The sequence below is a fragment of the Cellulomonas sp. P1_C4 genome (genome assembly GCF_056406355.1).
This window is the reverse complement of the sequence record NZ_JBFUAI010000013.1, coordinates 132,833-146,289: the sequence shown is the minus strand read 5'-3', so window position 1 is coordinate 146,289 and position 13,457 is coordinate 132,833. Positions and strand designations below refer to the sequence as shown.

Here is a 13,457-nt window from a genome sequence, read left to right as displayed (position 1 = left end):
GGGCTCGGCTCTCTCGTGTGCGCCACACGAATAGTGCGGATGTGAGCGTTAACAAATCGTGACCTGAGGGCGCTTGACCGGACGGACCGCCCCGGTGCTTAATCGTTGCCAGCGAGTTGGTGTATCGATACACCACCGGTTCGACGGAGAACCCCGAGGAGGTGCGTGATGACGCGACGACCGAGCTCAGCGCGTGCTCTCGCGCAGCACGAGACGCGGAGTCGGCATGACCACCTGCGGCTCCGGAGGCTCCGTCGCACCGATCCGGCGCAGCAGCAGGTCGACGATCGCGTCGGCCATCGCGTCGTTGTCGGGCTCGACAGACGAGAGCCGGGGCACGGAGTACTCCCCCTCGTCGACGTTGTCGAATCCCACGACCTGCACGTCGTCGGGGACGGACCGACCGAGGTCCGCCAGGGCGCGGAGCACACCGAAGGCCACGACGTCGGTGATGGCCACGATGCCGTCCACGTCGGGCCGCTCGGACAGCAGCCGGTGGACCACGTCATGGGCAGCGCCCATGTCCAGCTCCTCCGGCGTCACGACGAGCGTGGGGTCGGCGACCAGGCCGGCCGCCTCGTGCGCCCGGATCCATCCCTGCGTCCGCAGACTCACCATGTCGTGCTCGGCGTGGTCCAGCGAGCCGCCGACCATGGCGACGACGCGGGAGCCGGTCGCGAGAAGGTGCCCGGTGGCCAGCTCGGCACCGCCGACGTTGTCCATGACCACGTGGTCGAACGTCCCCGGCACGTCGCGCTCGCCGATGAGCAGCGCGGGGCGGCCCAGCTCGATGCGCCGCAGGTCGTCGGGCGTCAAGCCGGTCACGCTGAGCACCACGCCGTCGTAGAGCTGGACACGCTCCTTGGCCACCGAGCTGAGCTGGCGCTCGCGCAACGCTCCGGTGCGCTCCACCGCGAGGTGCATGCCGTGGCGCTCCACCCGGTCGGCCAGGCGCCGGGCCAGCTGGCTGAAGTAGGGCCGCTCGAGCTCCGGCACCAGCAGCCCGATGGCGCCCGTGCGGCCCACCCGCAGGTAGCGCGCCGCCAGGTTGACCTCGTAGCCCAGCTCGTCGATCGCCTGGAGCACCCGCAGGCGAGTCGGTGCACCCACTCGGTTCCTGCCGTTCACGACGTTCGACACGGTGATCTTGGACACGCCTGCTGCCTTGGCGACGTCGTCCATGGTGACCACCCCCCCATCTTGGTGCCCCGCGGCCCCCGCGGTGCGCCAGGCAACGCCCAACTCACCCATCTGACCGAGGAGACCTCCCGATGAAGCGACGCTCCCGGATCGCCACGGCCCTGACGGCCGCCGCGACCCTCGCCCTTGCCATCACCGCGTGCAGCGGCGGCTCGTCCAGCGACGACGACACCCTGACCTTCCTGTCCTGGAGCGGCGAGGAGGTGATGGCACCGGTGGTGGCGGAGTTCGAGAAGGCGCACCCCGACATCAAGGTCAAGGTGTCCTACGCCCCGCCCGTCGCCGAGTACATCCAGGCGCTGCAGACGCGCGTGCTGTCGAACACGGCGCCGGACGTCTTCCTCATCGCCGCGGAGAACAAGACCAACCTCATCGAGGGCAAGCACGTCGTCGACCTGTCCGGCGAGCCCTGGATGTCGACCATTCCCGAGTTCAACCAGAACACCTACGGCTCGGGCGACGCGGTCTACGGAGCCTCCACCTCCACGTGGGGCGCGGGGATCATGTACAACGAGGCGCTGCTGGCCGAGGTCGGCGCCGACGGCGTGCCGGCGACGTGGGACGAGTTCCTGGCCCTGTGCCAGAAGCTCAAGGACGCGGGCATCACGCCGTACCTCGAGGACCTGTCGCAGATGCCGACGATCGTCTCGTCGTTCGTGGGCGCCCACAACGCCGCGGAGGGCTTCGGCATGGACGCCGCCATCTTCGACGGCACGTCGTCCTTCGAGAAGGAGTGGACCGAGCCGCTCACGCAGTTCAACCGGCTCTACGAGTCGGGGCTGGGCGACCCGAACACCGTCGGCCTGACCGGCGACCAGGTGTTCGACGAGTTCGCCAACGGACGCGTCGCCATGATCACCTCCGGGCCGTGGAACGTCACGCCGCTGAAGGAGGCGGCGCCCGACATGAAGTTCGCGATCGCCCCGATCCCTGCCGCGCCCGACGGTGATCCCTACCTCGCCGGTGCCGCGAGCCCGGGCTACGCCATCAACGCCCAGTCCGACAAGATCGAGCAGGCCAAGACGTTCCTGGAGTGGCTGGTGAGCGCCGAGGGCGTCGAGAAGTTCCAGTCGTTGTCGGCCGACATCACCGTCACGTCGGACTTCCAGCCCACCGTCGACCCGTCGCTCGACGCGATCGTCGAGGACGTGCGCGCCGGCAACGTGTACCTGCCGATGATCGCCTGGACCCGCTCGGAGGACGTGCTCAACGTCGAGGCGGTCGCCCAGATCCAGCAGATGGTCCAGGGCACGGTGACGCCGCAGCAGGCCGCCGCGGCGCTCGACCAGAAGCTCGCCAGCTCCTGACGACCCGGCCGGKGGTGCGCGGGCACGCGCACCACCGGCCTTCCCCCGGAAGGAGCTGCTCGTGGTCGTCGCCACCGCACCCACCACCACCGCGCTGTCCCGCCCCGCCGGACGCCGCGGCCGCCCGAGGCCCTCCGGCTGGGGCGGACCCCGCGCCAGCCAGCTGTTCCTCGTGCCGATCGTGCTCGTCTTCGTCGTGCTGTTCGTCATCCCGCTGGGGCAGACCGTCTACTGGAGCTTCACGGACTTCACCGGGTACTCCGCGGACGTGAACTTCGTCGGGCTGGAGAACTACCGCGTGATCCTGCGCGACCCGTCGATGCTCGCCGGGCTCGGCTTCACGCTGCTGTTCGCCGTCGGCACCACCCTGCTGGTCACCGCGATCGCGATCCCGCTGGCGGTCCTGCTCAACAAGGCGTTCGTCGGGCGCAACTTCGTCCGCTCGGCCCTGTTCTTCCCCGCGATCCCGAGCATGGCCGTCCTCGGCCTGGTCTGGGCCTACATCCTGTCGCCGATCGCGTCGGGAGCCCTGAACACCGTCCTGAACAACCTGTTCGGCCTCGGGCCCGTGCCGTGGCTGTCCGACGCCAGCCTGGCGCGGCTGTCGGTCATCCTCGTCGGCGTCTGGGGCGCAGCAGGCTGGCACGCAGTGCTGTACCTGGCCTACCTGCAGTCGATCCCGGCCGAGCTGTACGAGGTCGCGACCATCGACGGCGCGGGCGCCATCGCGCAGTTCCGGCACATCACGCTTCCGCTGCTCACCCCCGGCATCGTGGTCAGCCAGTTCCTGCTCATGACGGGCGGCCTCAAGGTGTTCGACCTGCCGTACACCCTGACCAACGGCGGCCCAGGGTTCGCGACGTACACGATCACGCAGTCGATCATCACGTCCGGTGTCGGCCAGGGCCGCTACGGCCTGGCCTCCGCGCTCGCCGCTCTGTTCACGCTCGCGGTGGCCGCCCTGTCGATCGGGCAGCTGGTGCTGTCCCGCCGCGTGGAGAGGAACGTGCTGTGATCCGCCTGAAGCGGGCGACGCTGAGCGTCGTCATGATCGCGATCGCCTGCCTGGTCGCCCTGCCGCTGTACTACATCGTCGTCAACACGTTCAAGACGCAGGCCGAGATGGTCGCGTCCCCGATCGCGCTGCCGTCGCAGTTCACGCTGCAGAACTACGTCGACGTGTTCCGCGACGTCCCTCTCGTGCAGAGCTTCGCCAACACGCTCTACGTCACCGTCGTGGGCGTCCTGATCCAGCTGCTCGTGGGCGCGATGGCCGCCTACGGCATGATCATGCGGGCCTCGCGGTTCAACCGGATCCTCGGGATCGTCCTGGTCCTCGCGTTCGTCGTGCCCGCGCAGTCGACGCTCATCCCGCTGTACCGGATCCTCGTCGGCATCAACCAGGTGGACACCCTCAACGGGCTGGTCATCATGTACGCGGCCGGCGCGGTGTTCTGCTTCTTCCTCATCCAGGGGTACATGCGGACGCTGCCGTTCGAGGTGATCGAGGCGGCGATGCTCGACGGCGCCGGGGCCGTGCAGATCTTCTGGCGCATCGTCCTGCCGCTCATCCGGCCGATCCTGGTGACGGTCGGCGTGTTCCAGACGATGTGGGTGTGGAACGACTTCATCCTGCCGAACGTGTTCATCTCCTCCCCGGAGAAGCGGACGATCGTCCTGCAGGTCTACACGGCGGTCGGGGAGTTCCGGACCGACTGGCCGTCGTTCATGACCCTGAGCGTCATCGCGCTCCTGCCCATGGTCGTGTTCTTCGTCGTCACGCAGCGGCACATCGTCTCGGGCCTGCTCGCCGGAAGCCTCAAGGGATGAGCCGCGCGGTCCCCGCCCCGCTGTTCACCGACCCCGTGCACCACGCGCCGACCGACCCGGTCGTCGTCGAGGCCCCCGACGGCACCTGGCGGCTGCTGTACACGCAGCGCCGGGCGGCCGACCGCTCCGGCGGCGTCGGCTGGGTGCACGGCACCGAGATCGGCGTCGCGTCGTCCGACGACGGCGGCCTGACCTGGACGTACGCGGGCGTCGTCGACGGCCTCGACCACCTGCCCGGACCCAACACCCTGTGGGCGCCGGAGATCGTCCGCATCGGCGCCGAGTACCACATGTTCCTCTCGCACGTGCCCGGCACCCCGGCCTCTTGGGACGCGACGCGCAGCATCACGCACCACACGTCGCCCGACCTCACCACGTGGACGTACCGCGGCACTCTGCCGCTGTCCTCCGACCGGGTCATCGACGCGTGCATCGTCCCGCTGCCGACCGGCGGTTTCCGCCTCTGGTACAAGGACGAGGTGGCCGGCTCCCAGCAGTGGAGCGTGGACTCCCCCGACCTGGTCACGTGGACCGAGCCGCGGCCGGTCATCACCGAGCCGCCGGGAGAGGGGGCCAACGTCTTTCGCCTGGGCGGGTGGTGGTGGCTGCTGGTGGACGAGTGGCGCGGGCTGGGCGTCTACCGGTCGTCCGACCTCGAGTCGTGGGAGCGCGATGGGCTCGTGCTCGACTCCCCCGGCGCCCGGCCATGGGACGCGGGCACGGGTCGGCACGCCGACGTCGTGGTCGGGCGCACGCGCGCCGGCGACGAGGTCGCGTGGATCTTCTACTTCACACACCGCGTCGAGCCTGGGCCCGAGAACGTGAGCACGACCGACGAGCTCGACGACGACGGGATCCCGCTCGCCCACCGCACCGACGTGCAGGTCGCCGCCGCCGTCGTCGTCGACGACCACCTCGTCTGCGACCGCGACGCCGACCCGGACCTCGACCTGCGACGCATCTCCGCCCTCGCCCACCCCTGACAGGAGCCTCACCCGATGCACGACACGACGCCCGCGCTGGTCGCGGCCATCGACCTCGACGTCCCCGGCCCGACCATCAGCCGCCACCTGTACGGGCAGTTCGCCGAGCACCTCGGCCGCTGCATCTACGAGGGCTTCTGGGTGGGCGAGGACGCCGACGTCCCGCACGTAGGCGGGATCCGTGCCGACGTGGTGGACGCGCTGCGCGAGCTCTCCGTGCCCAACCTCCGCTGGCCCGGGGGCTGCTTCGCCGACGAGTACCACTGGCGCGACGGCGTCGGACCCCGCGAGCAACGGCCGCGCATGGTGAACACCCACTGGGGCGACGTCGAGGAGAACAACCACTTCGGCACCCACGAGTTCATGGCGCTGTGCGAGCTGCTCGGTGCCGAGCCGTACGTGTCATCGAACGTCGGGTCGGGCTCGGTGCAGGAGATGAGCGAGTGGGTCGAGTACCTCACCCGCTCCGGCGACTCCCCGATGGCACGGCTGCGGCGCGATAACGGGCGCGACGAGCCGTGGGGCGTGCGGTTCTGGGGCATCGGCAACGAGCCGTGGGGCTGCGGTGGCAACCTGCGGGCCCCGCAGTTCGCGTCGCTCGCCCGGCAATACGCCACCTACGCCCGCGACCACGGCGACAACCGGCTGTACCGGGTGGCCGCGGGTGCCGCCGACGGCGACTACGCCTGGACCGAGACCCTGATGAAGGAGCTCACGACGGGCCTGGGCGACCGCGCGCCGCGACCGCTGTTCCAGGCGGTCTCGTTCCACTACTACACGATGTCCGGCACCTGGTCGCAGAAGGGCTCCGCCACCGCCTTCACCGACGACGAGTACTGGACGACGATCCGCCGCGCCCAGCACGTGCGCGAGCTGATCGCCGGGCATGCCGCCGTGATGGACGCTTACGACCCCACCAAGCAGGTCGGCCTTGCGCTCGACGAGTGGGGCACATGGTGGGACGTCGAGCCGGGCACCAACCCCGGGTTCCTGTTCCAGCAGAACGCGCTGCGCGACGCGCTCGTCGCGTCCGTGCACCTCGACGCGTTCCACGACCACGCCGACCGGCTGCGCCTGGCGAACATCGCCCAGACCGTCAACGTGCTGCAGGCGATGGTCCTCACCGACGGCGACCAGCTCGTGCGCACCCCGACGTTCCACGTCTTCGCGATGAGCAAGGGGCACCACGACGCCGAGTCGTTGCCCGTGCGGGTGGTCACCGGGCGGTCGCACCAGGTGGACGACGCCGAGGTCCCGACCGTCTCGGCATCGGCGTCCACCAAGGACGGCCGCGTGCTCCTGTCGGTGACCAACCTGGACCCCGCCGCCGGCGCGACCGTCCGCATCGACCTTCGCGGCAGGGCTGTGTCCGCCCCCCGGGGAACCGTGCTCACCGCGGCGTCGGTGCGGGATCACAACACCGCGGACGACCCCGATGCCGTCGCGCCGCGGCCGTTCGAAGCATTGCGCCTGACCGGCACGACGATCGAGCTCGACCTCCCGCCGGCCGCCTTCGCCACCGTCGACCTCACGCTGGGCTGACGTCGATCGAGACGGTGGGACCATGTGCCGTGCCTCCGACGACGACCGCCTTCACGATCGCCACCGACGACCCGCGGGCGCCGGACGTGCTGGAGCTCCTGGGTGAGCACCTCGCGGACATGTTCGCGACCTCGCCCGCCGAGTCGGTGCACGCGCTCGACCCGTCGGCGCTCGCGGCGCCGGGCATCACGTTCTGGACGGCGCGCGACAGCGCCGGCGCCCTGCTCGGCTGCGCGGCCCTCAAGCAGCTGAGCGGGTCGGACGGCGAGCTCAAGTCCATGCGCACGACGACCGCGGCGCGGGGGCGCGGTGTCGCGACGGCGGTGCTGACGCACGTCCTGGCTGCCGCGACGGATCGCGGCATCCTGACGGTCCACCTGGAGACGGGGACCGAGGACTACTTCGCGCCGGCCCGCCGCCTCTACGAGCGCGCGGGGTTCGTCGAGTGCACGCCGTTCGCGGACTACGTGCTCGACCCGCACAGCGTGTTCTACCGGCTCGCCCTGCCGGAGCGCTGACTCAGATCGTTCGCAGCACCAGGAGGAACTGGCCGCCACCCGGCTCGGCGCTGGCCGTGACCTTGAGGTCCGGCGCGAACCGCGAGAGCCGGTCGACCAGCCAGGTCGCGGCCTCGTCGGCGTCGGATCGCGTGGGGCAGCGGGCCACCACTTCGCGCCCTCCCTTGCGGGTCAGCCGTTCGACGGTCGCCACGATGGGCGCCGGCTCCACGACGAACAGGTCCGGCGACCAGGCCACGACGGGCTTGACCGCGCCCTTGCGGGTGTTGCAGGCCCGGTGCGCCAGGCGCTCGGAGCCCGGGGTCGGCTTCTTGCCCTTCGGCGTCGCCCCGCCGTCGATGCTCGGGCCGCGGTCGGCGTTGACCGACGCGTCGGGGTCGACCGGCTCGTCGCACAGCCAGCATCGCCAGCCGTCGCGCTCGCCGACCTCGTGAAGGGTGCTCATGGCCGGAGCCTACGGGTCAGCCGGTGCCCAGCTTCTCGTCGAAGAAGTCGAGCACCCGGGCGACCGCCGTCTCGTCCCGGTGCTGGGTGAGGGTGGCGTGCCGTGAGCCGGGGAGGTCGACGGTGAGGAAGTTGTCGCCCAGCGCCCGGCTCAGCGTCTCGAACCGCGTGCCGACGGCGGGGTCGCCGAGGTAGCGGACGCCCAGCACCTGGCAGCCCGCGTCGACCTTGGCCCGCACCGCGGCGACGTCGTCGGGACCAAGACCAAGGTCGGCGGACCGACGGCGACCGACGGGGAACGGGGTCGACGGCTGAGCCAGCACGGGCGCGGCGATGGGCGCGTCGGCGAGCATGGCGAGCGCGAACCCGCCCGTGAAGCACATGCCGACCGCGCCCACGCCGGGACCGCCGAGCTCGTCGTGCAGCTCGCGGGCGAGCGACCGGAGCCATCCGGCGACGGGACTGGTCCGGCCGAGCGCGAACGCGTGGAACTCCCTGCTCACGCACACGCCGGCCAGCGACGCCGCGATCGCGCGTGGTGTCTTGGGGGCGCCCGCCGTGCCGAAGAGCACCGGCATCACGACGGTGTGGCCCCGCGCGACGATCTCCGCCCCGAACCGGATGCACTCCGGCGTGAGGCCGGGCAGCTCGTGGATCAAGACGACCCCCGGACCGCTCCCCTTCCGGTGGGCGCGGCCGATTCTTGACGCGGCATCGGCGCCGGTGTTCTGTGGGGGCGACTGTCCGACAGAGAGCGAGGCGACGGTGCGCATCACCACCGTGCTTGCCGCGGCGTCCGATGCCGGCTCCGGCCTGGGCGGACGCGCCGCGCTCGTGGCGATCCTGCTTGCCGTCACGACCGTCGCCTGGCTGCTCGTCCGACGCCGCACGCAACGCTTCCGACCCGTGCGAGTCCGACCCGAGGCGGACGCGCAGGACGGCTCGACACTCGCGGGCACCGACCTGGGGGTCGAGCTGGGGTCCCGCGCGACCCTGGTCCAGTTCTCCGCCCAGACCTGCGCGACGTGCCCGCAGGTCAGGCGCGTGCTGGGCGCGCTCGCCGCGGACGAGCCCGGCGTCGTGCACGTCGACCTCGATTCTGAGGACCACCTCGACCTGGTCCGACGGTTCTCCGTCTTCCGCACCCCGACCGTGCTGCTGCTCGACTCGGCCGGGCACGTGCGCTCCCGGGCGTCCGGGCCGCTCACGGCCGAGCACGCGCAGGCCGCGCTCAGGGACCTCACCGAGCCCGTCGGGAGCGGCACCACCGACTGACCTCCCGGCTATGGTGTCGGGATCCGGTGGCGACTGGCGAGGGAGCGAACCGTGCCGCGGTTGACGAGTGCCGACGTGGCCCGAGAGAGCGGCGTCTCGCGCACCACCGTCAGCTACGTCCTCAACGGCAAGGACGGCGTCACGATCCCCGAAGCCACGCGCCAGCGCGTCCGGGACGCCGCCGAGCGGCTGGGCTACACCCCGTCCGCCGCCGCGCGGGCGCTGCGCTCGGGCAAGAGCGACCTCGTCCTGTGCGTCCTGCCCAACTGGACCATCGGCCCGGTCATCGACACCCTCCTGGACCACCTGACGTCCGAGCTGGCCGACCGCGGGCTGGCCGTCCTCGTACACCACGCCCGGGGCCCTCGACCGCTCTCGGAGCTCTGGCACGCGGTCACCCCCCGCGCCGTGCTCGGGCTCGGCCCGTTCGCCGAGGCGGACGAGCGCGCGATGCGACTCGCCGGCATCAAGGTGGTGGGCAGCGCGCTCGACGTGGACTCGCACCCGGGGACGTTCTCCGCCCCGCAGACGGAGATCGGGCGGCTCCAGGTCGAGCACCTGGCCGACCGGGGCCACCGGGTCCTCGCCTACGCGTCGCCGAGCGACACCCGTCTCACGGCGTTCGCCGACCGCCGGCTCGCGGGGGTCGCGCTCGAGTGCGAGCGGCGAGGGCTCTCGGCGCCCAGGGTCCACGAGGTGGAGCTCGACACCGCGTCCGCCGCCGCCGCGGTGCGGTCGTGGCGGGCGGGCGGGTCACCCGTGACCGCGGTCGCGGCCTACAACGACGAGGTGGCGCTGGCCGTCCTGTCCGGGCTGCGCGCCGAGGGCCTGCGCGTCCCGGACGACGTGGCGGTCATCGGCGTCGACGACATCCCGGCGGCGCGCCTGGCCGCCCCCGCGCTGAGCACCGTGTGGCAGGCGCTCGACGCGCAGGCGAGCTACCTGGCCGCCGCCGTCGTCGCGGCCCTCGACGAGCTCGAGCCACCCGCCCACCCGGGCGACGTCTTCCACGTCATCGCCCGGGACTCGACGGCCACGACGCCTAGCTGAACGTGAACCAGTTGATGTTGACGTAGTCCGCCGGCTGGCCGGAGTCGAACGTCAGGTACACCGTGTGCGTGCCCGTGGTCGGCACGATGTTGCCCGGGACCGTCCGCCACGCCTGCCACCCGCCCGTGCTGCTGAGGGCGAAGCTGCCGATGGACGGACCGGTCAGGCTGTCGAGCCGGACGTTGACCAGGCCGCTGATCCCGCCCGCCGCGCCGGAGGCGACCCGCGCGGTGAACGTCGACCGCGGCGTCGTCCCGAAGTTCACGTTGTCGAAGCGGACGTGGTCGCCGTTGGTGATCCAGCCGATGTCCTGGCCGCCGTCGACGTCCTGCGTCGTCTCGGTGGCCACGCCGGACATCGCGGAGTACGCCTCGGCCTGGATGCGGGAGGTGGCGTCGACGCCCGTCGACGCGCCGGCCGTCGTGGTCACCGTGACGGCGCTGCTCGCGGCGGACTGGTTGCCCGCCGCGTCGTGGGCCCGCACGGTGAACGTGTAGGCGGTCGAGGCCGCCAGGCCCGTGACCGTGTACGTCCGGCCCGCCGTGGAACCCACGACGGTGCCGTTGCGCAGGACGTCGTAGCCCGTCACACCGACGGCGTCGGTGGAGGCCGACCATGCCAGGGTCGTCGCGGAGGCCGTCGTACCCGAAGCGGTGAGCCCGGTGGGCACCGACGGCGCGGTCGTGTCGCCTCCGCCGGCCGACGTGGTCACCGACACCGCGCCGCTGCTCGCGGACCTGTTCCCGGCTGCGTCCAGCGCGCGGATGGTGAACGAGGAGGTGGTCGAGGCCGGCAGGCCGGTCACCGCGTAGGCGGTCCCCGACGCGGTGCCGACGACGGCGCCGTTGCGGAGCACCTCGTAGCCCGTGACCCCGACGTTGTCGGTCGAGCCCGTCCAGGCCAGGTTCGTGGAGGTCGCCGTCGTGCCGGACGCGGCGAGGTTGGTCGGGGCCGTCGGCGCCGACGTGTCCGCCGGGGCCGTGCTGTTCGAGCTGGCCACGGAGCGGGCCGGGACGTTCAGCGTGACGCCGGTGGAGAAGGTCACGGTGGTGGCGGATCCACTCATGTTCGCGGCCTGGTATGTGCGGGTGCCGTTCTTGACGAAGACCGCGGCCAGCGGGCTGTTCGCGGTGACCGACAGGTCGACCGTGCCCAGACCCGCCAGAGCCTTGAGCCAGTAGAAGGTGTGCGCCTTCGACTCGCCCTCCTCGACGGCGTAGCTGTCCGCCTGGGCGCGGAACTGGGCGAGCGCCGTCGGGGCGTCGGCCAGCGCTTGGTACTCCCAGAGGATGTCCTTCCAGACGGTTGCGGGACCCCCGTTGTTGCGCTCGAGCTCGGCGAGGTTGCGGCTGATGTAGGCCGGGTCGTAGCCCAGGTACAGGTGCCCCGCGGTGCTGGGGAGCAGGTTGATGCCCTGGATCATCTCGGGCTCGGCGCTGAACCACGTCGAGTACGAGCCGCCGTCGCCCCACACCATGCCGACCGCCGAGTGGCCGAACGCGGCCGGGAACGCCTCGTCGTCGGTGTCGAACCAGTAGTTCTCGATGGCCGACGCCTGCGTCGTGTACAGGTAGATGCCCAGGTCGCGAACGGTCTTGTTGCCCGTCGCCTGGCCCCACTGGATGAGCCCGCTGGCGAAGTTCATGCCCTCCGACGACGACTCCTGGTTGTTGCCCGCGGCGAAGGCGCCGTGCCCGGCCGCCCAGTCGTGCCCGGCGAAGATGTCGAAGTCACGCAGGAACGGGAATCGCGTGTCGGTGCGGTCCCAGTTGGCCGCGTCCTTGATGACGGTGTTGACCATGCCGCCGTACGCGGAGTCCGCGGCCCACGCCGGGTCGAACTCGGCGACGTTCGCCGCCCCGACGACGAAGTAGCCGTAGTGGAAGTGGTGGTCGTTGAGGTCGGTGTCCGAGCCGTACGAGGCGGGATAGCCGATGAGCGTGCCCCACGACGGGTTGTACCAGAACGACCGTGTGGTCTCCCCCGGCGATGCCGTGAGCCAGTCCGTCAGGCGCGTCTTCATGGCGCCGAGCAGCCGGTCGCGTGCGCTCGTGTTGCCGGTGAGGTTGGCGATCTGGGCGACCTGCGAGGTCCGCCCGAACGCCTTGCCGGTCCAGTAGGTGTCGTCGCCGAAGCCCGCGAACGGGTCACCCGTTGCCACCTGCTCGACGTACCCGTTCAGCTGGGTGGCGTCGGCCGAGCCCGCCGCGAAGCCCGTCGTGGCCACCTGCGGGAGCACGCCGTGGAACGGTGTGACCGTCTGGAACTGCGAGCTGCCGACCACCACGCGCATCGGGCCGCGCGGGGACACGTAGGAGTAGCCGCTCGGCGTCGCGCCGGCGAGGTGGTCGCGCTGGTGCGGGTACAGCGCGTAGACCGTGCCGGTGGCCGAGCCCTGGCGCACGGTCGTGGTGAACGCGTACGTGGCGGTCATCTTCGCGGTGGCCTCGTCGTACGACCACGAGACCTTGGTGCCGGTCACGTGGTTGTGCGCGTACGGCGCGTAGGCGGCCAGGGCGGCGAGCCGGTCCGCCGTGGTGCTGCTCGGCGACGTCGGCAGGACCGCGACGGAGAAGAAGCTCTTGCCGCCCAGCGAGGAGCTGATCGTGCTGCCGGACACCGTCCACGTCGAGCCCGTCGGCGCGAAGGCCGCGTAGTCGTGGCCGTTGATCGTGTAGCCGATCGTCGCGTCGGCGTTGCTCCACACGGTCGGCGCCGCGGTGCCGGTGAGGGTCGCGTTGCCGCCGGTCTTCGTCGCGTAGACGAACGGGAGGCCGTGACCGAACGTGGTCCGCAGGCTGCTCGCGCCGTTGGTCCACAGCTCGCTCACCGTCCAGTCGGAGTAGGCGTCGACCTTGCCGTCCGCGTCGAGGCCGGCGATCCCGAGCCGGAAGTCCTCGGTGTACGGGTAGTGGTACTCCCCCACCCCCGTGGCCGTCCCGGTGATCGTCGCCGTCGTCGGGTAGCTCACCCCGAGCCCGTCGGTGAAGGCGTGGTAGGCGAGCGGGTGCGCCATGAGGTTCTCGGAGACCGACGCGCAGCTGAACTTGCGCCAGATCAGCGACGTCCACCAGTCGTTGGTCGGGATGGCGCCCGCCGGGAAGTTCGCCGTCACGTGCGCCCGCGGGTTGGTGACCGGGGTGTTGTCGCACTCGGTGGGCACCGCCCCGCCCGTCGGMGTGCCCTCGGCGTAGCTACCCTGCCCGACCGACTCCGCCGCGGCGCGCGTGACCGGGAGGAGGAGCACCTGCACGAGATACGCCAGCATCGCGCCGATCACGACCATCGCGACGATCCTGCGACGGTCC

At 71.4% G+C, this 13,457-nt stretch carries 12 protein-coding genes; 8 read left to right on the top strand and 4 right to left on the bottom strand.

Annotated features, from left to right (window positions below; genetic code table 11):
• Positions 1 to 186 precede the first annotated feature (186 nt).
• Complete coding sequence (locus AC1DYZ_RS12185; RefSeq protein ID WP_477065505.1) at positions 187 to 1,182, bottom strand: LacI family DNA-binding transcriptional regulator; 996 nt, start codon at positions 1,180 to 1,182, stop codon at positions 187 to 189.
• Between the two features lie 89 nt (positions 1,183 to 1,271).
• Here AC1DYZ_RS12185 and AC1DYZ_RS12180 point away from each other — a divergent pair, with 89 nt between their 5' ends.
• The 6 genes from AC1DYZ_RS12180 to AC1DYZ_RS12155 all read left to right on the top strand — a co-directional run bounded on the left by AC1DYZ_RS12180 (position 1,272) and on the right by AC1DYZ_RS12155 (position 7,380).
• Positions 1,272 to 2,507 carry an ABC transporter substrate-binding protein gene (locus AC1DYZ_RS12180; RefSeq protein ID WP_477065451.1) on the top strand — a complete coding sequence of 412 codons (1,236 nt, stop codon included), beginning with the start codon at positions 1,272 to 1,274 and terminating at the stop codon, positions 2,505 to 2,507.
• A gap of 61 nt (positions 2,508 to 2,568) precedes the next feature.
• Positions 2,569 to 3,522, top strand: a complete 954-nt coding sequence (locus tag AC1DYZ_RS12175) for a carbohydrate ABC transporter permease (protein ID WP_477065450.1) — start codon at positions 2,569 to 2,571, stop codon at positions 3,520 to 3,522.
• Positions 3,519 to 4,337: a carbohydrate ABC transporter permease gene (locus AC1DYZ_RS12170; protein WP_477065449.1), complete on the top strand. Its 819-nt coding sequence runs from the start codon at positions 3,519 to 3,521 to the stop codon at positions 4,335 to 4,337. The genes AC1DYZ_RS12175 and AC1DYZ_RS12170 overlap by 4 nt, the downstream gene beginning before the upstream one ends.
• Entirely contained in the window at positions 4,334 to 5,320 is a 987-nt protein-coding gene (locus tag AC1DYZ_RS12165; RefSeq protein ID WP_477065448.1) for a glycoside hydrolase family protein, read from the top strand. Before AC1DYZ_RS12170 ends, AC1DYZ_RS12165 begins: the two co-directional genes overlap by 4 nt.
• Before the next feature lie 15 nt (positions 5,321 to 5,335).
• A complete protein-coding gene (locus AC1DYZ_RS12160; protein ID WP_477065447.1) occupies positions 5,336 to 6,862 on the top strand; it encodes an alpha-N-arabinofuranosidase in 1,527 nt (508 codons plus the stop codon).
• A gap of 29 nt (positions 6,863 to 6,891) precedes the next feature.
• Positions 6,892 to 7,380, top strand: coding sequence for a GNAT family N-acetyltransferase (locus tag AC1DYZ_RS12155; protein ID WP_477065446.1), 489 nt, complete (start codon positions 6,892 to 6,894; stop codon positions 7,378 to 7,380).
• 1 nt (position 7,381) lies between these two features.
• Here the strand turns inward: AC1DYZ_RS12155 and AC1DYZ_RS12150 are convergent, their stop codons facing one another.
• Positions 7,382 to 7,825 (bottom strand): hypothetical protein, encoded by a 444-nt coding sequence (locus AC1DYZ_RS12150; RefSeq protein ID WP_477065445.1) that lies wholly within the window; start codon positions 7,823 to 7,825, stop codon positions 7,382 to 7,384.
• Between the two features lie 16 nt (positions 7,826 to 7,841).
• Complete coding sequence (locus tag AC1DYZ_RS12145; RefSeq protein WP_477065444.1) at positions 7,842 to 8,597, bottom strand: dienelactone hydrolase family protein; 756 nt, start codon at positions 8,595 to 8,597, stop codon at positions 7,842 to 7,844.
• On the opposite strand from AC1DYZ_RS12145, the gene AC1DYZ_RS12140 reads away from it, so the two are divergent.
• On the top strand, positions 8,590 to 9,099 hold the full coding sequence (locus AC1DYZ_RS12140; RefSeq protein WP_477065443.1) for a TlpA family protein disulfide reductase: 510 nt from the start codon (positions 8,590 to 8,592) through the stop codon (positions 9,097 to 9,099). The genes AC1DYZ_RS12145 and AC1DYZ_RS12140 overlap by 8 nt on opposite strands.
• Positions 9,100 to 9,150: 51 nt before the next feature.
• Positions 9,151 to 10,149, top strand: coding sequence for a LacI family DNA-binding transcriptional regulator (locus AC1DYZ_RS12135; protein ID WP_477065442.1), 999 nt, complete (start codon positions 9,151 to 9,153; stop codon positions 10,147 to 10,149).
• Here the strand turns inward: AC1DYZ_RS12135 and AC1DYZ_RS12130 are convergent.
• On the bottom strand, positions 10,142 to 13,435 hold the full coding sequence (locus AC1DYZ_RS12130; RefSeq protein WP_477065441.1) for a glycosyl hydrolase: 3,294 nt from the start codon (positions 13,433 to 13,435) through the stop codon (positions 10,142 to 10,144). The genes AC1DYZ_RS12135 and AC1DYZ_RS12130 overlap by 8 nt on opposite strands.
• Positions 13,436 to 13,457: the final 22 nt, after the last annotated feature.